21 protein-coding genes and 1 riboswitch are annotated in these 21,439 nt (G+C 67.6%); of the genes, 12 read left to right on the top strand and 9 right to left on the bottom strand.

Going from position 1 to position 21,439, the window contains the following annotated elements; translation table 11 throughout:
• Window positions 1–5 precede the first annotated feature (5 nt).
• Entirely contained in the window at window positions 6–2,000 is a 1,995-nt protein-coding gene (locus tag MLGJGCBP_RS35215; RefSeq protein ID WP_160101561.1) for an SDR family oxidoreductase, read from the bottom strand.
• 32 nt (window positions 2,001–2,032) lie between these two features.
• Window positions 2,033–4,153 (bottom strand): MMPL family transporter, encoded by a 2,121-nt coding sequence (locus MLGJGCBP_RS35220; protein WP_160101563.1) that lies wholly within the window; start codon window positions 4,151–4,153, stop codon window positions 2,033–2,035.
• Between the two features lie 104 nt (window positions 4,154–4,257).
• Window positions 4,258–4,387: riboswitch (cobalamin riboswitch) on the top strand.
• 99 nt (window positions 4,388–4,486) lie between these two features.
• Between MLGJGCBP_RS35220 and MLGJGCBP_RS35225 the strand changes: the two genes are divergently transcribed.
• The 7 genes from MLGJGCBP_RS35225 to MLGJGCBP_RS35255 all read left to right on the top strand — a co-directional run bounded on the left by MLGJGCBP_RS35225 (window position 4,487) and on the right by MLGJGCBP_RS35255 (window position 12,703).
• Window positions 4,487–5,482: an ABC transporter substrate-binding protein gene (locus tag MLGJGCBP_RS35225; RefSeq protein WP_160101565.1), complete on the top strand. Its 996-nt coding sequence runs from the start codon at window positions 4,487–4,489 to the stop codon at window positions 5,480–5,482.
• A complete protein-coding gene (locus MLGJGCBP_RS35230) occupies window positions 5,479–6,567 on the top strand; it encodes a FecCD family ABC transporter permease (protein ID WP_160101567.1) in 1,089 nt (362 codons plus the stop codon). Before MLGJGCBP_RS35225 ends, MLGJGCBP_RS35230 begins: the two co-directional genes overlap by 4 nt.
• Window positions 6,564–7,340, top strand: a complete 777-nt coding sequence (locus MLGJGCBP_RS35235; RefSeq protein WP_160101569.1) for an ABC transporter ATP-binding protein — start codon at window positions 6,564–6,566, stop codon at window positions 7,338–7,340. The genes MLGJGCBP_RS35230 and MLGJGCBP_RS35235 overlap by 4 nt, the downstream gene beginning before the upstream one ends.
• A complete protein-coding gene (locus tag MLGJGCBP_RS35240) occupies window positions 7,333–8,076 on the top strand; it encodes a (2Fe-2S)-binding protein (protein WP_160101571.1) in 744 nt (247 codons plus the stop codon). The genes MLGJGCBP_RS35235 and MLGJGCBP_RS35240 overlap by 8 nt, the downstream gene beginning before the upstream one ends.
• 148 nt (window positions 8,077–8,224) lie before the next feature.
• Complete coding sequence (locus tag MLGJGCBP_RS35245; RefSeq protein ID WP_160101573.1) at window positions 8,225–11,479, top strand: error-prone DNA polymerase; 3,255 nt, start codon at window positions 8,225–8,227, stop codon at window positions 11,477–11,479.
• 25 nt (window positions 11,480–11,504) lie between these two features.
• Window positions 11,505–12,398 carry a DUF4349 domain-containing protein gene (locus MLGJGCBP_RS35250; protein WP_160101575.1) on the top strand — a complete coding sequence of 298 codons (894 nt, stop codon included), beginning with the start codon at window positions 11,505–11,507 and terminating at the stop codon, window positions 12,396–12,398.
• The gene (locus MLGJGCBP_RS35255) at window positions 12,395–12,703 is read left to right on the top strand and encodes a rhodanese-like domain-containing protein (RefSeq protein WP_087558399.1); all 309 of its coding nucleotides are present in this window, start codon (window positions 12,395–12,397) and stop codon (window positions 12,701–12,703) included. The genes MLGJGCBP_RS35250 and MLGJGCBP_RS35255 overlap by 4 nt, the downstream gene beginning before the upstream one ends.
• 34 nt (window positions 12,704–12,737) lie before the next feature.
• Here the strand turns inward: MLGJGCBP_RS35255 and MLGJGCBP_RS35260 are convergent, their stop codons facing one another.
• Window positions 12,738–13,781 carry a TDT family transporter gene (locus tag MLGJGCBP_RS35260; RefSeq protein WP_160101577.1) on the bottom strand — a complete coding sequence of 348 codons (1,044 nt, stop codon included), beginning with the start codon at window positions 13,779–13,781 and terminating at the stop codon, window positions 12,738–12,740.
• 89 nt (window positions 13,782–13,870) lie between these two features.
• Between MLGJGCBP_RS35260 and MLGJGCBP_RS35265 the strand changes: the two genes are divergently transcribed.
• The gene (locus MLGJGCBP_RS35265) at window positions 13,871–14,815 is read left to right on the top strand and encodes a LysR family transcriptional regulator (protein ID WP_087558397.1); all 945 of its coding nucleotides are present in this window, start codon (window positions 13,871–13,873) and stop codon (window positions 14,813–14,815) included.
• Here the strand turns inward: MLGJGCBP_RS35265 and MLGJGCBP_RS35270 are convergent.
• Entirely contained in the window at window positions 14,796–15,263 is a 468-nt protein-coding gene (locus MLGJGCBP_RS35270; protein WP_160101579.1) for a tRNA (cytidine(34)-2'-O)-methyltransferase, read from the bottom strand. The genes MLGJGCBP_RS35265 and MLGJGCBP_RS35270 overlap by 20 nt on opposite strands.
• 22 nt (window positions 15,264–15,285) lie before the next feature.
• Between MLGJGCBP_RS35270 and MLGJGCBP_RS35275 the strand changes: the two genes are divergently transcribed.
• Window positions 15,286–16,917: a recombinase family protein gene (locus MLGJGCBP_RS35275; protein WP_160101581.1), complete on the top strand. Its 1,632-nt coding sequence runs from the start codon at window positions 15,286–15,288 to the stop codon at window positions 16,915–16,917.
• 39 nt (window positions 16,918–16,956) lie between these two features.
• Here MLGJGCBP_RS35275 and MLGJGCBP_RS35280 read toward each other — a convergent pair whose 3' ends face one another.
• The 3 genes from MLGJGCBP_RS35280 to MLGJGCBP_RS35290 are packed head-to-tail and all read right to left on the bottom strand — an operon-like array spanning window position 16,957 to window position 17,908.
• Window positions 16,957–17,211 carry a hypothetical protein gene (locus MLGJGCBP_RS35280; RefSeq protein ID WP_160101583.1) on the bottom strand — a complete coding sequence of 85 codons (255 nt, stop codon included), beginning with the start codon at window positions 17,209–17,211 and terminating at the stop codon, window positions 16,957–16,959.
• Window positions 17,211–17,594, bottom strand: a complete 384-nt coding sequence (locus MLGJGCBP_RS35285) for a hypothetical protein (RefSeq protein WP_201453295.1) — start codon at window positions 17,592–17,594, stop codon at window positions 17,211–17,213. Before MLGJGCBP_RS35285 ends, MLGJGCBP_RS35280 begins: the two co-directional genes overlap by 1 nt.
• Entirely contained in the window at window positions 17,591–17,908 is a 318-nt protein-coding gene (locus MLGJGCBP_RS35290; protein ID WP_160101585.1) for a hypothetical protein, read from the bottom strand. Before MLGJGCBP_RS35290 ends, MLGJGCBP_RS35285 begins: the two co-directional genes overlap by 4 nt.
• A 748-nt stretch (window positions 17,909–18,656) precedes the next feature.
• On the opposite strand from MLGJGCBP_RS35290, the gene MLGJGCBP_RS35295 reads away from it, so the two are divergent.
• The 3 genes from MLGJGCBP_RS35295 (at window position 18,657) to MLGJGCBP_RS35305 (ending at window position 19,631) form a co-directional block, all read left to right on the top strand.
• Window positions 18,657–18,974 (top strand): hypothetical protein, encoded by a 318-nt coding sequence (locus MLGJGCBP_RS35295; protein WP_160101587.1) that lies wholly within the window; start codon window positions 18,657–18,659, stop codon window positions 18,972–18,974.
• Between the two features lie 31 nt (window positions 18,975–19,005).
• Window positions 19,006–19,230, top strand: a complete 225-nt coding sequence (locus tag MLGJGCBP_RS35300) for a hypothetical protein (RefSeq protein ID WP_160101589.1) — start codon at window positions 19,006–19,008, stop codon at window positions 19,228–19,230.
• A gap of 239 nt (window positions 19,231–19,469) precedes the next feature.
• A complete protein-coding gene (locus MLGJGCBP_RS35305; RefSeq protein ID WP_160101591.1) occupies window positions 19,470–19,631 on the top strand; it encodes a hypothetical protein in 162 nt (53 codons plus the stop codon).
• Window positions 19,632–19,656: 25 nt separating this feature from the next.
• Here MLGJGCBP_RS35305 and MLGJGCBP_RS35310 read toward each other — a convergent pair whose 3' ends face one another.
• Both MLGJGCBP_RS35310 and MLGJGCBP_RS35315 read right to left on the bottom strand, forming a co-directional pair.
• Complete coding sequence (locus tag MLGJGCBP_RS35310) at window positions 19,657–20,568, bottom strand: helix-turn-helix domain-containing protein (RefSeq protein ID WP_160101593.1); 912 nt, start codon at window positions 20,566–20,568, stop codon at window positions 19,657–19,659.
• Window positions 20,546–20,725, bottom strand: a complete 180-nt coding sequence (locus MLGJGCBP_RS35315; RefSeq protein WP_160101595.1) for a hypothetical protein — start codon at window positions 20,723–20,725, stop codon at window positions 20,546–20,548. The genes MLGJGCBP_RS35310 and MLGJGCBP_RS35315 overlap by 23 nt, the downstream gene beginning before the upstream one ends.
• Window positions 20,726–21,439: the final 714 nt, after the last annotated feature.

Below are 21,439 nucleotides of genomic sequence, written 5' to 3' on the forward strand. Positions count from 1 at the left end.
GGCGGTCACCAGTGGGTGCCGGGCACCAGCCTTCCGACCTTCCGGGCGGCGCGGCCGAGCACCGACGACGTGTGGGGCCGGGGTTCCGGCGTGCGACGAGGGGCCGGTGCCGCGTCGTCCGTGCTGGTTCCCTTCGCGGCCGGTGAATCGGGGAACATGCGGTACATCTGGTGCATCACGCGATCCTTGACCGCCGGTGCGAAGACGTGGCCGAGTTCACCGAGCGTGCCGGTCGGGACGTCGATGCGTTTGGGGCGTTCGATCAGCGCCCGGACGACCATGGCGGCCGCCTTCTCCGGGGACGTGATCGGCCCGATGTTGTACCGGCCGGTGGGCGCGATCATCGGCGTCTCGACCAGCGGCATGTGGATGGTGGTAAACGTGATTCCGTCCGAAAGGGTTTCGGATGCCGCGACGTCGGTGAATCCGTCGAGGGCCGATTTGCTGGCGACGTAGGCGGCGAACCGCGGGGTCGCGCCCTGGACCCCGGCGCTGCTGATGTTGACGATGTGGCCGAACCGCCGCTCGCGCATCTGCGGGAGGAAGGCGAGAATCAGCCGGACCGCGCCGAAGTAGTTGACGGCCATGGTCCGTTCGAAATCGTGGAACCGGTCCGTCGAGTGGTACAGCCCCCGGCGAATCGAGCGACCCGCGTTGTTGACGAGCATGTCGACGTGATCGTGTTCGGCGAGAACAGCTTTGACGGTGTGTTCGACCGACTCGTCGTCGGTGATGTCGCAGGGGTAGCCGTAGGCCTCGCCGCCCGCCGCGCGGATCTCGGCGACCACGGCGTCGAGTTCCGCGGCGCGCCGGGCGAGGAGGATGACCTTCGCGCCCTTGCGGGCCGTCGCGATCGCGGAACTCCGGCCGATCCCGGACGACGCCCCGGTGATCACGACGTGCCTGCCCACGAGCGGTCCGGCGGGGTGGGGCCTGCGCGCCCGGTCGGGGTCGAGGTTCTCGCGCCAGTACGTCCACAGCCTGCCGGCGTACGAGGCGAAGGGGGGCACCTCGATGCCGGTGCCGCGCAGCACCTCCCGGGTATCGCGGTCGTCGAACACCGTGGGCAGGGTCAGGTTCTCGACGAGCACCGGCGGGATGCCGAGTGCGTCGAGCACGGCCTTGCGTCCCGCGTCGAGGGTGGAGTCGGGGGTGGGGGTGAGGAACGGGCGGACGAGTTCGCCGGGCAGGCCGATCGCGGGGTGCGGTGCGCCTGCCGCCTCGGCGAGCGCGGCGTAGATCTCGCGGACCGGCTGGGGGCGCGGATTGACGAGGTGAAACGTCTGGCCGTCCCGTCCCGGCGCCGTCATCAGTTCCACGACGGCCGCCGCCACGTAGTCGACGGGCACGACGTTGGTCGCCCCGATCTTCGGGACCGCCACGGGCAGGGCCGCGGGGAGTTTCGCGAGTGCCGCGATGGCGGGGAAGAGGTAGTACGGGCCGTCGATCTTGTCCATCTCGCCGGTGACGGAACTGCCGACCACCGCGGCGGGGCGGTAGATGCGTGTGCGCAGGCCCTCGGCGTCGCGGACCAGTTTCTCGGCCTCGAACTTGGTGCGATGATACGGGGTGGGGAAGCCCTGGCCGAGATCGAAATCGGTTTCTCTGAACGGGCCTTCGTGATCTCCCGCGACGGCGATCGAGGAGACGTGGTGGAGAGTCGCATCCAGTTCCCGGGCCAGCGCGATGACGGAACGGGTGCCGTCGACGTTCGTGGCGGCCTGCTCGTCGCCGGCCGTGAGGTCGTAGATCGCGCCGAGGTGCAGGACGTGATCGGCCGCGGGGGCGGACTCGAGTCCGAGGCCGGGCTCGGTCAGGTCACCGATCAGCGGATGCACCCGTTCGCCGCCGGGCATGCCGTCGACGAGTGCCTCCAGTCGTGCGACGGACGCGCGCCGGACGAGGACGTGGATCTCGGCTGATGCATCGCGGTCGAGGATCAGGGGCAGCACGTGCCGGCCCAGGAATCCGGTACCGCCGGTGACGAGGTAGGTGGCCATGCCCCGAACTTACTCCAAAGTAAGATAATGCACTAGTGGCCGAGACCCACCTTGGCGTGCACCTTCTTCATCCACACCGGAGCCCACCAGTTGGCCTCGCCCATCAGCTTCACCAGGGACGGAACGAGGAGCATCCGGACCACTGTCGCGTCGACGAGCAGCGCGACGATCATGCCCACGCCGAGGAATCGCATGATCGACAGACCGGAGATGGTGAACGCCCCGGTCACCACCACGAGCAGCAGCGCGGCGGCCGTCACGATCCGGCCCGTGCGCTCGGTGCCGAAACGCACCGCCTCCTCCGTCGTCGCGCCCGCCTCGTGCGCCTCGACCATGCGCGACATCAGGAACACCTCGTAGTCGGTGGACAGGCCGAAGACGACGGCGAGGATGAGGACCACGAACGTCGCCTCGAGCGGTGCCGGACTGACCCCGAGCAGACCCGCTCCGTGTCCCAGCTCGAAGATCCAGGTCAGCACCCCGAACGTGGCGGCGAGACTCAGTCCCGCCATCGCGACCGCCTTGATCGGCAGCACCACCGAGCCGAACGCCAGGAACAGCAGCACCAGCGTCGAACCCACCATGATCGCGATCATGACCGGCATCCAGTGCACGATCGCGGTGTTGCCGTCGTCGACGGTCGCCTGGCCGCCGCCGACGAGGAGTTCGGTTCCCTCGGGGGTGGAGATGGCGCGGAGACCCACCACCGCCGCGCTCTGGTCGTCGGTGGTCACTCCCTCGGAGTAGACGGCCTGCACGGCCACCAGTTCGCCGCCCGCCGCGACGACGGTGGCCGCGCCGATGCCCGGCACCTGGCCTGCGGCCTGGGCCACTGCGGCTCCGTCGGCGGCGGTGGGCGCGGTGCCGTCGGTGCCCCGGAGGATGAGGGTGGCGCCGTTTCCGGTGGTGGGAAATTCGGTGGTGAGGGTGTCGGTGGCGATACGCGCGGGATCGTTCTCGGGCAGCGCCGTGTACGTGACCTCGCCGAGCGAGGCGCTGAGCAGGGGCGCGGCGAGGACCATCAGGCCCGCGACGATCCCGACCGCGATGGCGACCGGCCGCCTCATCACCGCGGTGACGACGGAGCCCCAGAACTTGCGGGCGCGCACCTCGCCGCGCTGCGCCGCGTCCTTGCGCCAGCTCAGCGCGTTGATGCGGTGACCGAGGATCGCGAGCAGCGCAGGTACCGCGGTGAGGGACAGCAGCGCCGCACTCGCGACGGCGGCCATCGCACCGAACCCGAGCGACTTGATCACGTCCTGCGGAAACACGAGCATCCCCGAGAACGCGCACACGAGAAGCAGTCCGGAGAACAGTACGGTGCGGCCCGCGGTCAGGACGGTCCGCCGGGTCGCCTCGGCGACGTCGGCGCCGGACTCGAGTTCCTCGCGGAAACGGCCGACGATGAACAGTCCGTAGTCGATCGCGAGCCCCAGGCCGAGCAGGGACGCCACGTTGATCGCGAACGAACTGACGTCGGTGAACAGGGTTAGCAGGCGCAGGGTCGCCAGGGCGTTGAAGATCGAGAGAAGCCCGACGAACACCGGCACGGCGGCGGCGACCAGTCCGCCGAAGATGAAGACCAGCAACACGAGAGTGATCGGCAGCGCGATCGCCTCGGCCCGCACCAGGTCCTGCTGCAGCCGGTTGTTGAACGCCACACCCACCACCGAGTTGCCCGCGAACTCGGTGTCGACGCCCTCCACCTCGAGCTTCGGCAGCAGGTCGTTGAACGTGGCGGCGGTGATCCCGGCATCCGGGTCGACGGTGATCGCGGCCGACGCCTTGGTGCCGTCCTCCGACACCATCAGTTGCTTCCGCGTGGCGTCCGCCGTCCAGTACGACGTCACCGAATACGTCGGCACCTCGGCGGCGAACCGGTCGAGGCTCGCGGTGACCTCGGGGCCGATGTCGTCGAGGGGCTTCCCGTCGGGTGCGGTGTAGATGGCGATGATGTCCGGCGTCTGCGGACCCAGATTGTCCTCGACGATTCGCGCCACCTCGGCGGATTCGCTACCGGGGTCGATGAATCCGCCCGAGCTGAGCTTCGCGAACACACCGGTGCCCCACACGCCGCTCACCAGGACGGCGAGCACGGCGAGGGTCAGGACCCACCATTTGCGTGAAACAACGGTCGAGGCCCAACGTGTCATGCGTCAACTCCGGGTGGTCGGGGGCGGTCGGCTGCGACTGCCGACTGTAGTGCGGATCGAGGGAATGCCGGTGGGGGTGTGACGCGGGTCCCGGCGAATCGTGCATACTCGGCAGTGCACTTGCAGTCACACGCACGGGGGAAGCCGGTCCGAATCCGGCGCTGACCCGCAACGGTAGGCCACCAGAGCTTTTCGGTGGCGAGCCCGATTACCCGGCGTGTGGTGTGCGACATCCTTTTCGTCGTGGTCTACGAAGCGGAGTCCCGCAGGCGCGCCTCCTCGTGGGCGTCTGCCGGCTTCTCATTCGTGGCTCTGAGCCGCAATGAGGTCTACATGCACAGTCAGTTGTTCCGAAGTTCCGCTCTGGTCACGCTCGCCGCGGCCGCGCTGGTGGTCACCGGATGTTCACGCGGGGAGTCCGTGGGGCAGACCGCTTCCACCGAATCCTTCGCCCAACCGGTGTCCGTCACCAACTGCGCGCGAACGGAGACGTTCGACGCGCCGCCCCAGCGCATCGTCAGCATGAACGATCACGTCACCGAGGTGCTGATCGAGATGGGGGCGGGCGATCGCATCGTCGGCACGGGTTACGGCGACGCGACCCCGCTGCCGGAGTTCGCGGACGCCTTCGCGAAGATCCCGAAACTCGCGAAGGAATACCCGACCCGGGAACAGATCCTGGACCTCGACCCCGACCTGGTGGTCGGCGGCATGCGCAGCGCGTTCGACGAGAAGGCGGGGCGCTCGCGCGAATCCCTCGGCGAACAGGGCATTCCGACGTTCCTGTTCTCCGAGTACTGCGGGCAGGGTTTCCCCGACATCGGGCTGCTGCGCAGCGATTACACGCAGCTCGGTGAGATTCTCGGCGTCCCGGACGAGGCACGCGCCGTCACCGACCGGGTGACGTCCGGACTGCAGGCCGTCCGGGACGAGATCGCGGGCACCACGCCGGTTCCGACGTTCTTCTACGATTCCGGCGAGGACGTTCCGCTGACCATCGGCGGTGTGGGTGTCGGCCAAATCATCGCGGACCACGCGGGTGCGGCCAACCTCTTCGCCGAGGGACAGAAGCCGTATTCGCAGTCCACGTGGGAGGTCATCGGTGAGCGCGCCCCGGAGGCGATCGTCGTCCTCGACTACGGCACGACGAGCGCGCAGGCGAAGATCGATTTCCTGACGTCGCACCCGATCATGTCGAAGACGCCCGCCGTGAAGGCCGGTCGTTTCGTGGTGGTGCCGCTCGACGACTTCTTCGAGAGCCCGCGGCTGGTGCGGTCGGTCGAAACGATCGCGCGGGCGCTGCATCCGGACGCCGTCGGTGCCCGATGACGACGACCGCTGAACGCGCTGCGCCGCCGGTCGCGGCGCCGCACCCGGTCCGCGCCCGCCTCGGGTTCGCGGGCCTGATGATGCTGCTCGCGCTGGCGACGCTGTTCGTCCTCGGCCTCGCGGTGTCGTTCGGTTCGGTGCGCATCCCGGTCGGCGACGTCTGGGCGATCGTCGCGCACCGGGTGGCGCCCGGCGCGTTCGACTCCTGGTGGTCGCAGGCGCGGGAATCGATCGTCCTCGACTCCCGGCTGCCGCGGGCGCTGACCGCCGCGGTCGTCGGGGCGGCGCTCGCCCTGGCCGGCGCCGTCGCGCAGGCGGTGACCCGGAATCCACTGGCCGACCCGTATCTGCTCGGGGTGTCCTCGGGCGCGGGTTTCGGCGTGGTGGTGGTGACGGTGCTCGGGCTCGGGGTGGGGGCGCTCGGCGCGTTCACGATTCCCGCCGCGGCGTTCCTGGGCGCGATGGTACCGCTGTTCCTGTCACTGGCGATCGGTGGCCGGTATCCGCAGCCGACCGCCGTCATCCTCGTGGGTGTCGCGTCGGCGCAGGTGTTCTCCGCTCTCATCACCTTCTCGATCCTGGTCGTCGCGGACGAGCACCAACTGAGTTCGGTGATGCACTGGCTGGCGGGCGGTTTCGGCGACTCACGCTGGGCGACGCTGATTTTCCCGGCTCTCGCACTCGCGACGGTGGGGGCGGCGATGATGCTGAGCGCGAGCCATATCGACCTGCTGCAGGCGGGAGACGACGGCGCCGCCGCCCTCGGCATGAACGTGCGGCGCTTCCGCGTCGTGCAGTTGCTCGGGGTGTCGATGCTGGCCGGGGCGGCCGTGTCCGTCGCGGGCGGCATCGGCTTCATCGGCCTGCTCGTGCCGCACCTGGCCGGGTACGTCGTAGGGGCCCGCGCGGTCCGGTTGCTGCCGGTCGCCGCGTTTCTCGGCGCGATCGCGATGGTTGCGGCGGACACGGCCGCGCGGTCGGTCGCGCGGAGCGTCGAGGTCCCCGTGGGCGTCGTCACCGCCCTGGTGGGAGCACCGATCTTCGTGTGGATGCTGTACCGGCAGTACGGGAGGGCCGAGCGGTGACCGCGCTGAGCCTGCACCGGGTGCGCGCCGAACTCGGGTCGCGGGAAGTGCTGCGCGGCGTCGACCTCGCCGTCCGCCCCGGTGAGGTGCTGGCGCTGGTCGGGCCCAACGGTTCCGGGAAGACCACGGCGCTGCGCTGCTGCTACCGCGCGCTCACCCCGACCGCGGGCGCCGTCGTCGTCGACGGAACGGACAGCGCCGATCTGGGCAGACGAGAACTCGCCCGCACGATCGGCGCGAGTACCCAGGAACCGCGGGTGTCCGCGGGACTGACCGTGCGCGAATCCGTGTCGCTCGGACGCGTCCCGCACCGGGGCTGGTTCGAACGGGCGAACGGGGTCGACAGCGAGATCGTGGAGACGTGCATCCGGCAGGTGGGGCTGGCCGAACTCGCCGGCCGCGACGTGCAGACGCTGTCCGGCGGGGAACGTCAGCGGGTGTCGATCGCCCGGGCTCTCGCGCAGCAGCCGCGGGTCCTGCTGCTCGACGAACCCACCAACCACCTCGACCTGCGGCATCAGCTGACGGTGATGACCCTGCTGCGCGACCTCGCGTGCGACGGTCTCGCGATCGTCGTGACCATGCACGACCTCCGGCTGGCCGTGGAGTACTGCGACACCCTGGCCGTGCTGCACGATGGACGGGTGATCAGCACCGGTCCGCCCGCCGACGTCCTGGACGACACCGTGCTCGGCGGGGTGTTCGGCATCCGCGCCGTCGTGCGGTCGAGTCCGCGGCTGTCGATGGAGATCCTGGGGCTGGCCGATGGATGAGCAACTGCGGCGCGCGTACGAGGTGACCGCCCGCCGCGTCCCGATGATCGCCGACCAGATCGCACACCCCGGCGCCGCGTCCTTCCCGGCCGCATTGCTGACCGATCCCGGCTGGCTCGCGGACCGGGTGGCGGACACGGCGGCGCGGTGGGGCAGCGACGACCCCCGGGTCAACGGCACCCTGTGGTGGTACTCGGCCAGTTCGACGCTGACCGGGATCCCGATCGCGACCGCGCTCGTCACGGGTGTCGCCGCTCACCCGGGGCTCGGCGACGCCGTGGCATTCCTGCGGGACGACGGGTACCTCGGCGGCATCACCGCGTCGTCGGGGCTGCCGGTCACCGAGGGGCTGTCCGAACTCGCGGCGGAGATGGCCGCGGCGCTGACGTCGATCGTCGATGCGCTTGCTGCCGCATCCGGGGTGCGGCACGCCGCGATGTGGGCGATCGCGACGGATTCGATCGCCAACCGGGCCCTCGACGCGGGAACGGCGTGCGGCGACCGCGTCCGCGGCAGCATCTTCGCCCGCGGTCTGGTGGACGCACTGCGCCACGCCGGTGTCGTGCTGCCGGACCCGCGGTTCGTCGACGTCCGGGCCGGGACGCTGTCGTGCCGGTTCACGCAGCGGGCGTCGTGTTGCCTGATCTACGAGACCCCCGGCTCGGGCAAGTGCGTGAGCTGCCCGCGCAGGCCTGCCGAGGACCGTCTGAGAGGTCTGGCCGCGCTCGTGACGTGAGCCGCGTTGACCGGCCCGTGAGTGGGATGGCAGACTGAAGTAGTCGAACTCCAGTTCGAATGATGCGTCTTCCCCGGCGGCATCTTCCCTGTGTTCAGGCACGGCGTGCTCAGGCACGGCACGTGCACGACATGAAGAGGTGTGCCCGATGGGTTGGGGAAACGGTCCGCCGACGTGGTCCGAGATGGAACGCGTCCTGTCGGGCAGGCCGGGGCGGGTCGACCCGGAGTCGATGTATCCGGGCGACGGCGGCGACAGTCCCGCGTGGTCGCGCAAACGGGGGGAGTACCGGGCGGGCCGTCAGGAGCGTCCCGGTTCCACTGTGCCGTACGCCGAACTGCACGCGCACTCGGCGTTCAGCTTCCTCGACGGCGCCTCCCCGCCGGAAGAATTGGTGGAGGAGGCCGTCCGGCTCGGTCTGGAGGCCATCGCGCTCACCGACCACGACGGGTTCTACGGTGTGGTCCGGTTCGCCGAGGCGGCGAAGGAACTGAACATGCGCACCGTGTTCGGGTCCGAACTGACGTTGGACGACGCGCACCTGCTGGTGCTGGCGCGAGGCCAGGAGGGGTACCGGCGGCTCTCCCGGGAGATCGCGGCGGCGCATCTCGCGGGAGGGGAGAAGGGCAGGCTGCGCTACGACCTCGACGGCCTCGCCGATGCGGCCGGCGGGCACTGGCAGATCCTGACCGGCTGCCGGAAGGGGCATGTGCGTCAGGCACTGGCCGGCGGCGGCCCGGACGCCGCGGCCGTCCGGCTCCGGGAACTGATCGACCGGTTCGGGGCCGACCGGGTCACGGTGGAACTCACTCATCACGGCGTCGCGGAGGACGCCGAGCGCAACGCCTGCCTCGCCGAACTCGCACAGCGGCACGGACTTCGGGTGATCGCGTCCACGGCGGCGCACTTCGCGGGACCGCCGCGAAGGAGGCTGGCCATGGCGATGGCCGCGGTCCGGGCCCGGCAGAGTCTCGACGACGCGGCCGGGCGCCTGGCGCCCGCCGGGGGAGCGCACCTGCGGTCCGGCGAGGAGATGGCGCACCTGTTCGCCGCGTACCCGGACGCCGTCCGCGGTGCCGCGGAACTCGGCCTGGAGTGTGCGTTCGACCTGCGGCTCATCGCGCCGCAACTGCCCCCGTTCGACGTTCCCGACGGGCACACCGAGGCCAGCTGGCTGCGCAGTCTCACGATGGACGGGGCCCGCCGCCGCTACGGCGCGCCTGCGGACCGGCCGGAGGCCTACCGGCAGATCGAGCACGAACTGGACATCATCACCGAACTGAACTTCCCGGGCTACTTCCTGGTGGTCCACGACATCGTGTCGTTCTGCAAGAACAACGACATCCTTTGCCAGGGAAGGGGTTCGGCGGCCAACTCCGCCGTCTGCTACGCCATCGGCATCACCAACGTGGATCCCGTCCGCAACAAGCTGCTGTTCGAACGTTTCCTCTCGCCCGAACGCGACGGCCCCCCGGACATCGACGTCGACATCGAATCCGACCGCCGGGAGGAGGCCATCCAGCACGTCTACACCAAGTACGGACGCCAGTACGCGGCGCAGGTGGCGAACGTCATCACGTACCGCGGAAAGTCCTCGGTGCGGGACATGGCCCGGGCACTGGGTTTCTCGCAGGGGCAGCAGGACGCGTGGAGCAAGCAGGTCAGCCGCTGGGGTGGGATCGGGAAGGAGGCCGGCACCGACATTCCGCCCGCCGTCCTCGAACTGGCCGCTCAGATCGAGGGGTTTCCGCGGCACCTCGGCATCCACTCGGGTGGCATGGTGATCTGCGACCGGCCGATCGCCGACGTGTGCCCGGTTGAGTGGGCGCGCATGGCGAACCGCAGTGTTCTGCAGTGGGACAAGGACGATTGCGCCGCGGTGGGTCTGGTGAAATTCGACATGCTGGGCCTCGGCATGCTCTCCGCGCTGCACTACATGATCGACCTCGTGGCCGAGCACAAGGGGATCGAGGTGGATCTGGCGCAGCTGGACCTGTCCGAGGAGGCCGTCTACGAGATGTTGCAGCGGGCGGACTCGGTGGGGGTGTTCCAGGTGGAGTCGCGGGCGCAGATGGCCACCCTGCCGAGGCTGAAACCGCGGAACTTCTACGACCTGGTGGTGGAGGTGGCGCTCATCCGCCCCGGCCCGATCCAGGGCGGATCGGTGCACCCGTACATCCGCCGCCGCAACAAGCTCGAACCGGTGACCTATGACCACCCGTCCCTGGAGAAGGCGCTGAAGCGGACGCTGGGTGTGCCGCTGTTCCAGGAACAGCTGATGCAGATGGCGGTCGACGTGGCGGGTTTCAGCCCGGCCGAGGCCGACCAGCTGCGCCGGGCGATGGGGTCCAAGCGGTCGCCCGAGAAGATGGAACGGCTGAGGGGGCGGCTCTACCAGGGCATGCGGGACCTGCACGGGATCGGCGAGGACGTCGCTGACCGGATCTACGAGAAGCTGTACGCGTTCGCGAATTTCGGTTTCCCCGAAAGTCATTCGCAGAGTTTCGCGGCCCTGGTGTTCTATTCGTCGTGGTTCAAGCTGCATCACCCGGCGGCGTTCTGCGCCGGTCTGCTGCGGGCGCAGCCGATGGGGTTCTACTCGCCGCAGTCGCTGGTGGCGGACGCCCGCAGGCACGGGGTGCGGGTGCACGGCGCGGACGTCAATGCGAGCCTCGCGCACGCGACAGTCGAGGCGGGCGGGACGGAGGTGCGGCTCGGGCTCGGGGAGGTGCGGCACATCGGGACCGCGCTGGCCGAGCGGATCGTCGAATCCCGCGGCGACGGCGGGCCGTACATGTCGTTCCTCGACCTCACCGGCCGGGTGGAACTGAGCACGGCGCAAGCCGAATCGCTGGCCACCGCAGGTGCTCTCGACAGTTTCGGGTTGTCCCGGCGGGAGGCGTTGTGGGCGGCGGGCGCCGCGGCGGGGGAGCGCCGCGACCGGTTGCCGGGAATCGGGGCGTCCACCCGCGCGCCGACCCTGCCGGGGATGAGCGATCTCGAACTGGCCGCGGCGGACGTGTGGGCCACCGGGGTGTCACCGGACACGTATCCCACCGAGTTCCTGCGCCCGCAACTCGATGCGCTCGGGGTGATTCCGGCGGCGCACCTGCTCGACGTTCCCGACGGGGACCGGGTTCTGGTGGGTGGGGCGGTGACACACCGGCAGCGCCCGGCGACGGCGGCGGGGGTCACGTTCATCAACCTCGAGGACGAGACCGGGATGGTCAACGTCGTCTGTTCGGTCGGGTTGTGGGCGAAGTACCGCAAGCTCGCCAACACGGCACCCGCACTGCTGGTCCGGGGCAAGGTGCAGAACGCGGAGGGCGCGGTGACGGTGGTGGCGGATCGGTTGCAGCTGATGGATTTGCGGGTGTCCGCCAAATCGAGGGACTTCCGATGAGCGCGCGCACCGCTAGCATCTGGTCATGAGGAGATACGTGTTGTCGGCGATCGTCGTGGCCACGCTGGCGCTCGCGGGGTGCGGGGGTTCGAACAGCGGCTCCTCCCAGTCGTCGCCCGCCCCCTCGCCGGGGGACTCGAGCCGGATGGAAATCGGTGGCGCGGTACAGCAACCCGCGAAAGACCAGGCGCCCACCGAGCGCCAGGAGATCATCACCGGTCAGGTCGCGCTCACCGCGGGCGACCCGGTGGCCGTCGGCAGGCAGATCGTGGACAAGGTCGACGATCTGGGCGGGCGCATCGACCAACTCACCGAACAGCCGGGCTCCGACGACCAGGACGCGAGCAGTTCCCTCACCATCCGGGTACCCGCCGACTCGCTCACCCGGACGCTGGACGATCTGCGGGAGCTGGGCAAGGTCACCAGCGTCAGTGTCACGAAGAGCGACGTGACGATGCAGTCGCAGGATCTCGACGCCCGGATCGGCGCGTTGACGGCGTCCGTCACCCGCCTGCAGGGGCTCATCACGTCGGCCGCGAACACCGCGGATCTGATCGAGGCCGAGAAGGCGTTGTCCGAGCGGCAGGGCGAACTGGACAGCCTCACCGCTCAGAAGCGATCGCTGAGCGACCAGGTGGCGCTGGCCACGATCATGATCGACGTCACCACCACCGATGCCGAACGGCCGAGCACCGGTCCGGACAACTTCTGGGAAGGCGTCGTCGCGGGCTGGAACGCCCTGCTGTCGGCGATCGCGGCCGGCGCCGTGGTCGTGGGGGCGCTGATTCCCTGGTTCGGTTTCGTGGCCGTCATCGCACTGGTCGTGTACGGCGCGTACCGTCTGCGCCGGACGTACAACAGGCCGCCCAGCCCCCCGTCGGGCCCGGCGCCGGAACGAGAAGAGGCGAAGACCCCATGATCGAAGTCGACCTGAATGCCCTGGACGGCGCATTGGCGTCGGGCGCCCCCGTCATCGACGTGCGCGAGGCCGACGAGTACGCCCAGGCCCGGGTTCCCGGGGTGACGCTGATTCCGCTCAGCGAGTTCGTCGCGCGCGTCGACGAGATCCCGGATGCCGACGTCGTCTACGTGATCTGCGCGGTCGGCGGCCGGAGCCTGCAGGCGGCGGAGTACCTGAATGCGCGGGGGATCAACGCCGTGTCGGTGGCGGGCGGGACGTCCGCGTGGATGCAGTCCGGCCGCCCCATCGAGTCCGGCGCGTGACTCGTAGTTACCGAGTCCGGCGCGTGACTCGCAGTCAGCGGCTGACGCTGTAGGCGAGGACGCCGTCCCGGGTGCCGCGTTCGCCCAGTTGCCCGGCGGCGTGCCGCAGCGTGTGGACCGCGACGGTGCCCCAGATGACGACCAGCGCGCACCACAGGGCCACGCCTGCGCCGACGATCACGACGGAGTCCGTCGCCAGGCCGAGCGAGTTCGCGCCCAGAGCGCAGGTGCCGACGGGGAACGTGAAGCTCCACCAGGCGGGTGTGAACGTCAGCCCGCGGCGAAAGGCCCTGGCGGTCACGGTGACCACGGTCGCGAGGGCGAGGACGCCGAGCGCGCCGACGGTGGTCCCGTAGACGACGCCCACACTGTGGAGCCAGGCGTGGCCGGACGCCGCGCCGAGCAGATTGATCGCCGCCACCGACTGCCCGATCACGCCGAGCGGAATCCAGAGCGTGGGCACGAGCGGGGTGGCGGGGAGTCCGTTGCTCAGCAAATGGCGTCCGACGACGACGGCGACGGTCAGTGCGGCGCTCAGCGCCAGCGCGAACAGCGAGTAACAGACCGCCAGCATCGCGATCTGCGGTGCGCCCTCGGGGAGGTGCTTGACCAGTGCGGCTCCGGAGGCGGCCGACACCATGGGCGGCACGACGGGCATGAGCCAGGACGGCACCGGGGTCACCTGATGGGGCCGGGTCAGCCTGCGGGCCATGACGGCGTAGGTGACGAGCCCGATGCCGGTCCCGATCGTCCACAGTGTGGCCGAGGCGGGGACGGCGACGTCGCCGAGAAGCGCGCGACCCGCTGATCCGGTGCCGGCGCCGACGGTCAGCACCGCCATCGACACGGCGCCGTAGAACGGGAACATCGTGTGGCTGCGGGCGTCGGCGAGGGCGTCGTCGCGGCGGTGGATCCAGTGCCGCACCAGTGCGGTCGTCAGCAGCACGAGCAGCGTCACGGCGATCAGCCAGAAGACCTCGGAGGCCGTCCGGACCACCGGAACGCCGGCCGGAAATGCGGCGGCGACGACTGCGAGGATGCCGGTGCCCATCACTGCTGCGAACCAATTCGGGGTCATACCCAGAGCTTGCCGTCGCATCGTCGTGGCCGGTAGAAGGCTTGTCGTTGAATGCCCACAAATCACGTTTGTGGGACTAGCCTTGGGTTGTGCCGCTGTCTCCCCGAGTACCCGAACTCAGTGCCCTCGACGTCCTGCTGTCCGTCGAGCGGCTCGGGAGCATGGGTGCGGCGGGGCGCGAGCACGGTCTCAGTCAGCAGGCCGTCAGCGCCCGGGTGCGGTCGGCCGAGCGTCAGTTCGGCATCAAGGTGTTCAGCCGCGGCGCCAGCGGGGTGCGGCCCACGTCGGAGGGCGCGCTCATCCTCGAATGGGCGAGTCACATCCTCGCCACCGCGGAGGAGTTGGCGTCGGGAGTCGCGGCGCTGCGAGGGGAACGGCAGGCCGGCCTCACGGTCGCGGCCAGCATGACGATCGCCGAGTACCTGGTTCCCGGGTGGACCGTCGCGATGCGGCGCAAGTACCCGAACGTGGTCACGAACGTGCGGCTGCTCAACTCGTCCGAGGTGACCGCCCGGGTGCTGTCCGGCGAGGCTGACCTCGGGTTCGTCGAGGGCCCGGACATTCCCGCGGGACTGCAGGTGCGGGAGATCGGCCGCGACCACCTGGTGGTCGTGGTGCCGCCGGAGCACGAATGGGTGCGCCGGTCACCGATTCCGGTGTCCGAACTCGCGGCGACCCCGATGATCCAGCGCGAATCCGGGTCCGGAACGCGCACCACCCTCGAGAACGCGGTCCCGCAGTGCGTGCCGCCGCTGCTGGAGCTGACGTCGTGCACGGCGGTGAAGGCGGCGGTCGTGGCGGGCAACGCTCCGGCGGTGCTGTCCTCGCTGGCGGTCGCCGCCGACCTGACGGACGGCAGGCTCGCCTCCGTTCAGGTGGAGGGGCTGACGCTGCCGCGGCGGCTGTCCGCCGTCTGGGACCCGGTGCGTGGGGTGCAGGGTGCGGCCCGGGACTTCCTCGACATCGCACTCGGTGCCGGCGCGGCCGCGGGGGTCGGGGCCGTGACTGCCGGAGCTACAGCGCAGCCCCGCTGAATCCGTGCTGGCGCCACGCCTCGTACGTCACGAGGGCCGCGGCGTTGGACAGGTTCAGCGACCGCCGGCCGGGCAACATCGGGATGCGGACTCGCTCCGTCACGTGCGGATCGGCCAGCACCTCCGCCGACAGCCCGGTGGGTTCCGGACCGAACAGCAGGACGTCGCCGGGCTGGTAGGCGATGTCGGCGTACGACACGGTGGCGTGCGCGGTGAATGCGAACACCCGCGCCGGTTCCACCGCCGCCCAGGCCGCCTCCAGGTTCTCGTGCACGGTCACCGACGCCAGGTCGTGGTAGTCGAGCCCGGCCCGTTTCAGTTTCGGTTCGGACAGGTCGAACCCGAGCGGTCCCACGAGGTGCAGTTCGCAACCGGTGCCCGCCACCATGCGGATGGCGTTGCCGGTGTTGGGTGGGATTCGGGGTTCCACAAACATCACGTTGAACACAACAGACTGTAGCATCCTGTGCATGTCAACCTCTGCGGATCCTAGCCGTGTCCTCGGTCGATTGCGGATCTCCCGCGCCACGGAGGAGTCAACTTCTATCGAGCGTCAGCGCGAGATTATCGAGCGGTGGGCAGAATCCCACGGTCATACCGTGGTTGCGTGGGCAGTGGATGAAGACGTATCCGGGTCAGTGGATGCGTTCGACACCCCGGCTCTGGGTCCGTGGTTGACGGACCCGAGCAAGATGCATGAGTGGGACATCATCGTGGCGTGGAAGCTCGACCGGCTTGGCAGGAACGCTATCCAGCTCAACAAACTGTTCGGGTGGTGCAACGAGCACGGTAAGACGCTGGTCTCGTGCTCCGAGTCGATCGACCTCGGAACCTGGGCAGGCCGGATGCTGGCCGGTGTCATCGCTGGTCTCGCTGAGGGTGAGCTAGAAGCGATCCGGGAACGGACCTTGGCATCACGGGCCAAGCTCCGTGACGTTGCTCGGTGGCCGGGAGGGAAACCTCCGTTCGGTTACACGGCTGTAAAACGGACAGACGGCCAAGGCTGGAGATTGGAGATTGACCCTCTGGCGTCCTCCGTGGTCCGCCGGATTGTCGACTCCGTACTCGATGACCAACCGTTCACGGCAACCGCCAGAAAATTGAATGAGGAGGGTGTTCTCACCCCAGGCGACTACTACCGAACCGTGAGAGCTGGTACCCCGTCCCTGCACAAAGACGACGGAATCGTAGAACCTCGGTCCAAGTGGGCGCCGACCACTATCCGGCAGCTTCTCCGCTCGAAGGCTCTCCGTGGCCACGTCCACCACAACGGGGAGACGGTTCGCGGTGACGACGGTCAGCCGCTCCAGATGGCCGAATCGCTTGTGGAGCCTGATGAATGGGCGTTGATCCAGGCTTACCTGGACCGTAGGGCAGAGTCCCGCAAGGGGATCAAACGGACCGAATCCAGCCCGCTCTCCGGTGTCGCGGTCTGCCTGGTGTGTAACAACCCTCTGCACCACAGTCGGCACACGACCAAAGGGCACCACTACCGGTACTACCGGTGCCCTGAGAAGCACACGACACAGATTCCAGCCGAATACCTGGAGGAGCTGGTAGAGGAGTATTTCCTCCGTGATGTCGCGGACCTGGAGGTCCGAGAGCGTGTCTGGGTTCCTGGTGACTCTCGGGATGCGGACCTGAAAGACGCTCAGTCGGATCTGGACGAGTTGACCAAGGCTCTCGTGGGTATGAGGTCGGACCGGGTTGTTCAACGGATCCACGAGCAGCTTCGGGCTGTTGATGCCCGGATCATCGAACTCGAATCGACGCCAGCCCGTGAGGCCCGGTGGGAGTACCGGGCCACCGGTGGCACGTACCGTGACGCCTGGGAAGCAGCCGACACCGATGCTCGGCGCGAACTACTCCTCAGGTCCGGTATCACTCTTGCCGTACGGCTGGACACCGGAGGAGTCCGCCGGTCTAGGTCCCACGATGGAAACTGGACCATTGATATTCGCATCCCCGAGGGCTTCTTTGAGTCACTCGGGGTTGAGATGCCCGAGCACGTACGCCAGCGGCTCTATGACCCGAAGGAACTCACCGAGGAGGAGTGGAGAGCGCTTGCGGCTGAACCCAGCTACACCGAGGAGGGGGCGTAGCAGCCTGCCTGCTTTTGGCCGGCTGCGGAGCCGGGGGGCTTAGCCGCTGGTCATGCCGATCCTGATCCAGTCGACTACCGAGATGCCCAGCTCTTCCCTCAGCTCCTGGGACTTGTCGTGGTACTCGTTTTTCCGTTCCGGGAGGCCCAGCTCCTCCCGGACCCAATCGTCAAGATCGTTCATGTACGCGTTGAGGGAGCCGAACACGTCCCCGGTGCTGATCACCGGGGAGTGGAACCTCTCGGGTACCCGGTCGGCCAAGCTGACCCGCTTGGAGGAGTGTCGCCGTGCCATCAACGCACCACCGTGAACGTTGCTTGCTTCGCCGAGGTGCGGCGGGACTGACTGGTCTTCTCGGCCTTCGCCTGCAGGGTCTCGTCCGTCTCAGGCAGTGACAGCTTGGTGACGAGCTGGGCGAGTAGCCCACGCTGGAACCGGACCTCGGAGATCAGCGGACTGATCACCTGTTGGCCCATAGACCCACTGGTGGTGAGCGATTGGCCCTTCTGGGCCTTCTCCAGCTCTGCGATGGTGTCGACTACCCTGCACGCCTGCTCCAGGACCTCGACGCGGTGCGGGTCCTGGCTCAGGTCGAACTCTTCCAGGGTCCTGATCCAGAACTTCTTACCGGGGGCATCCAGCCCACGGGGCATACGGGGCTTCTTGTTCTCGGTCATGCTGCGTACTCCTTCTGGGCCTGTGCCCGGTCTGCGAGGAACTCGACGAAGTTCCTGCGGCGTTTGGTGGTGTTCGTCCTCGGATTCGTCGGGACGAGATTGGACACGACGTGTCCGGGGGTTCCTGGTGCGGACAACGGGACGGCGTGGTCCAGGTGCCAGCCGTCCTGGAGCGGCTGGCCGGTGTACACGTCGCGGTCTGGTGAGATCCCCCGACGCTCCCAGTCGGCTAGCAGCTCCTCGGGGGTGATGCTGTCGGCGGTTACGCCGAGCTTGCGTGCTCGGACGGCTCCACTGTTCAACCGCTGACCCATCGGATTCTCGGCCCAGTGCCTCTCGATCCGAGTGCGTTCCTGCTCGCGATGGTCCTCGCGGTAGACCGCGCGACGAGCGAGGTCACAGTCGACGCATTGGCTGCGTAGACCGGCCCAACCTCTCGAATTGGGCCGGAAACGGTCGATTGGCAGGGCTTCAGAGCACTTTGAGCACCGTTTCTGCCCTTCCGCGAACAGGGCTTTTCTTGCTTCCTTCTCGGCTTTGGTGATGTCTCCCATAGTTCAAATCTCCTGTGTGTGAGTGGAATTACTTGTTTTGGTGTCGCTCTCGGCGACTTCTGAAAAAACCAACGATCTTTTTGCTCAGCGGGTGGCAGATCCGCATAACGCCCCGAGCGGGGGTGTGCGGGCGGGGGATCACCCCCGTGGGTACCCATACCCACCCTGACCTGCGGATACGTCCCCGAGTCGGTGCCCAGCCGGTACCCGGAGCGAGACCCCACCCAAGCCCGGAGCCTGCCCTCCCAGAGGCAGGCACCCGAGGACCCCAAGCCCCAGACCCAGGCACGCCTGCCCAGTGCCCCTACCCAGGGCACCCCACCCGGTACCCCGGTGCCCCCTGCCCGGTGCCCTGTCTCCCCTCTACCCCGGCAGTGCCCTACCCCAAGCCCGGTGGATACCCGTGCTCACCAGGCCATACTCAGTTCGTGTTGCATTTGTAGGTACAGACGTGCTTATCTGTACCCACACCAGCCAGACGGGCTGGCTCACAGAGGGAGTCACTCAGATGTTCAACAACAAGATCCTCAGCGCCGCAGTCGTTTTCGTGTTCCTGCTCGTGGTGTTCGGAGCTGGCTTCTCGGTCTCGTCTGCGACCGCTTCAGCTCAGCCGGTGTCAGCAGCTATGACGTGCGAAGACGCTCCTGAGTACATGCCTGCCGGTGCGTGTGATCCGGCTGCAGTCGAGGTCAACGAGGCTGTGGCGTTCGTCCTGAGCGACTGCACCGATGGCCTGCCGGTTCGTATCGACCCGGTGACCGGAGGTCTCTACGGAGACCAGGACCGCAACGGTCGCCTCGATGGCGATGACTGCGCCTGGTCCTGACGAGCACACCCACACGAGAGGAATGATTCCGATGCTCACAACCACCGAATACGCCATCTGTGACACCTGCGCTGTGGTGCTCGTCAATGACGATTACTCAGGCATCGACTCCGAGGACCTGGCGAACGTGGAAGCGTTCGCGTCTGCTCACCTGGTCACCCATACCGGGGAGTACGACCCTGCGGGTTATTGGACCTGTGAGGCGTGCGAGTCGGTGCAGATCGGTACCGGCCACATCTTCGAGATGGAGGCCTGATCATCATGGTTGATCTGACCAAGGCATCCGACCGGTTCCCGATGCACCCCGCAGCCGGGGAGCTGCGAGCGTTCGATCGACTCGGGCTTAGCGAGTACCAGCGTTGCCGCAGGGTCCAGCGGGACCATCGTCGTCTACGAGCCATCCACTCAATCTCCAAGCGTTGATCAATCCGACTGGCCGGACTCCTCAGGGGTCCGGCTTTCGTCGTTTCTCAGACCTCAGGAAGGATTAGGACCATGGCAACACCGTTGAGGAACATCAGGGTCTCAGATGAGCTGTGGCAGGCAGCCCAGGCGAAGGCTGCCCAGGAGGGGACCACGGTTACCACGGTCATCGTGGAGGCTCTGAAGGCCTACACGGGAGCCGACAAGATCCACGTGTTCCCTGGGAACCGATGATTGTGGGATTCCCACAAGGACCGGTTCAAGAACCTGCAGGTGGATCGTTGCCGGCGGCCACCGCCGGCCTGTAGGAACCTCCAAGCGTTGGCCGGTGGTAGTCCTCGAACGGATCGAACGAGGAGACCAGGTCTGTCTCTTGCTTCGGCAGGTCGGTAGCCCAATCGGGCTTCGTCTCCCACGGCTGAGGCATGGTCGACACGGGAACCACGGTCTCAGTGGTGACCGTCTGACGTTCATTCTCCCACTGCTCCCATGGGCTTACTGCCCAGGGATCAGATTGGAAGATCTCCCTGGTGAGGTCGGCCGCTATACGGACGGCCTCCTCGGGGACCTCTTGGTCCACGGTTGGTTCTTCCTCCATTGCAGCGACGTCAGTCGCTAAGGGTTGATCCTTGTCCGCTTCCTGCGGACTTGCATGATCTGATGGACGCTCTTCAGGATCTGATCCTTGAGGATCTGATCCAGGATCTGATGGACCGACGTGGGTGTCGGGTATGTGTGCTGGTTTTGTCGGGTATGGGGACACGGAATGTCGGGTATGGGGGTCATCAATACCGACACTGGTGTCGGGTATGTCGTCGGCTCCATTGCCGACACTGGTGTCGGGTATGTCGTCGGCTCCATTGCCGACACTGAGGGCGGGTATGGCGAGGTCGAACACTGACGCTCTCCTGGCGTAGCCGGATCCCTTGGACCTCTGGACCAGCCAGCCCTTGGCCTTAAGCGCCTTGATCGCACGCTCCACTGTGCGTGCGCTCATGTTCGTGTCAGCCGCGATCCGCTCGATTCCTGGATGCCCGTTCGTACCGTTCTCGCTGGTGTAGTCGAACACGGTGACGAGGACTCGGTACTCACCGTTGGTGATGTCGGCTCCGTGCAGAGACTTGAGCCAAGTGAGCTTGCTGAACTTGTTACTTCGTGATGGTGCTGACACTGCTTGCTCCTCCAAGAGCTTGATGGATGTTGTCCTGAAGAGCTGTCAGCTCCTCGGCGTTGAACATGAGGGCCTTCTCGATGCCCTCGACTTTGATGCGGTAGACCTTCTTTCCGAGCTGGCGACTCCAGTGCTCGGTGATGGTCGACTTCCTCACGGTGTCTCCTCGGTGACTAGGTGGCCGGTTCCTGGGCAGGTGTAGTCCCAGTTCCGGAGTTCGTACTCGGTCGCGTAGTCGAACCTGCTCAGGCAGTGGGTACATGCCCCACATAGGTGGGACGTGATCCGGTTCGTCGTCGGGTTGACAGCCGGTGACTTCCGGCAATGAGGGCACTTGGTGCGTTCCCATCTCGGCATTCGTTTGTCTCCTCGGTTGGTGTTGGTGCAGACACCCCGGCGTTAGATCTCCGGGGGTACGTCGGGTGTCAGATGCGACGGAAAGTCGCTCAGGATTGAGCTGAGCCGGTGTTCTGAGCTACGTCCAACGGTGTTGGCTTCCGTCGCTTGTTCTCTCGTTTGCGCCTGTACCTGCTGCGCTTGGCTTCGTGGGTGAGCACGCGGCGTAGATCCTTGACGCATGCTCGATACTCCGAGAACGCGTCAGCGGCTGTGACCAGAGCTGACCACGCCTCTGTGAGTACGGCGTTGTCCTCCGGGCTGAGGCCCGGTGTCTGGCACTGATTCTCTAGTTGGTCCAGCTCCTGGTGTACGAGCTGGCACAGCCTGGAGCAGTTCTTGAACCCTTGGTCCACGATGTGTTGAGGGACTGTGCCAGGGCACTCGGGTCTTGAGCACGGAGGACAACGCCGTACTCACAGAGGCGTGGTCAGCTCTGGTCACAGCCGCTGACGCGTTCTCGGAGTATCGAGCA

Origin of the sequence: Rhodococcus sp. T7 (assembly GCF_009872365.1) — a bacterium.
In the GTDB taxonomy this organism is placed as follows: Bacteria; Actinomycetota; Actinomycetes; order Mycobacteriales; family Mycobacteriaceae; genus Rhodococcus_F.

Excerpts from the sequence above, each read along its gene's own strand:
- MLGJGCBP_RS35240 (WP_160101571.1), top strand. The coding sequence starts at position 7,333 with ATGGATGAGCAACTGCGGCGCGCGTACGAGGTGACCGCCCGCCGCGTC.
- MLGJGCBP_RS35260 (WP_160101577.1), bottom strand. The coding sequence starts at position 13,781 with ATGACCCCGAATTGGTTCGCAGCAGTGATGGGCACCGGCATCCTCGCA.
- MLGJGCBP_RS35280 (WP_160101583.1), bottom strand. The coding sequence starts at position 17,211 with ATGGCACGGCGACACTCCTCCAAGCGGGTCAGCTTGGCCGACCGGGTA.
- MLGJGCBP_RS35290 (WP_160101585.1), bottom strand. The coding sequence starts at position 17,908 with ATGGGTCAGCGGTTGAACAGTGGAGCCGTCCGAGCACGCAAGCTCGGC.
- MLGJGCBP_RS35245 (WP_160101573.1), top strand. The coding sequence starts at position 8,225 with ATGGGTTGGGGAAACGGTCCGCCGACGTGGTCCGAGATGGAACGCGTC.
- MLGJGCBP_RS35285 (WP_201453295.1), bottom strand. The coding sequence starts at position 17,594 with ATGACCGAGAACAAGAAGCCCCGTATGCCCCGTGGGCTGGATGCCCCC.
- MLGJGCBP_RS35305 (WP_160101591.1), top strand. The coding sequence starts at position 19,470 with ATGGCAACACCGTTGAGGAACATCAGGGTCTCAGATGAGCTGTGGCAG.
- MLGJGCBP_RS35295 (WP_160101587.1), top strand. The coding sequence starts at position 18,657 with ATGTTCAACAACAAGATCCTCAGCGCCGCAGTCGTTTTCGTGTTCCTG.
- MLGJGCBP_RS35300 (WP_160101589.1), top strand. The coding sequence starts at position 19,006 with ATGCTCACAACCACCGAATACGCCATCTGTGACACCTGCGCTGTGGTG.
- MLGJGCBP_RS35215 (WP_160101561.1), bottom strand. The coding sequence starts at position 2,000 with ATGGCCACCTACCTCGTCACCGGCGGTACCGGATTCCTGGGCCGGCAC.
- MLGJGCBP_RS35250 (WP_160101575.1), top strand. The coding sequence starts at position 11,505 with ATGAGGAGATACGTGTTGTCGGCGATCGTCGTGGCCACGCTGGCGCTC.
- MLGJGCBP_RS35225 (WP_160101565.1), top strand. The coding sequence starts at position 4,487 with ATGCACAGTCAGTTGTTCCGAAGTTCCGCTCTGGTCACGCTCGCCGCG.
- MLGJGCBP_RS35255 (WP_087558399.1), top strand. The coding sequence starts at position 12,395 with ATGATCGAAGTCGACCTGAATGCCCTGGACGGCGCATTGGCGTCGGGC.
- MLGJGCBP_RS35230 (WP_160101567.1), top strand. The coding sequence starts at position 5,479 with ATGACGACGACCGCTGAACGCGCTGCGCCGCCGGTCGCGGCGCCGCAC.
- MLGJGCBP_RS35220 (WP_160101563.1), bottom strand. The coding sequence starts at position 4,153 with ATGACACGTTGGGCCTCGACCGTTGTTTCACGCAAATGGTGGGTCCTG.
- MLGJGCBP_RS35275 (WP_160101581.1), top strand. The coding sequence starts at position 15,286 with ATGTCAACCTCTGCGGATCCTAGCCGTGTCCTCGGTCGATTGCGGATC.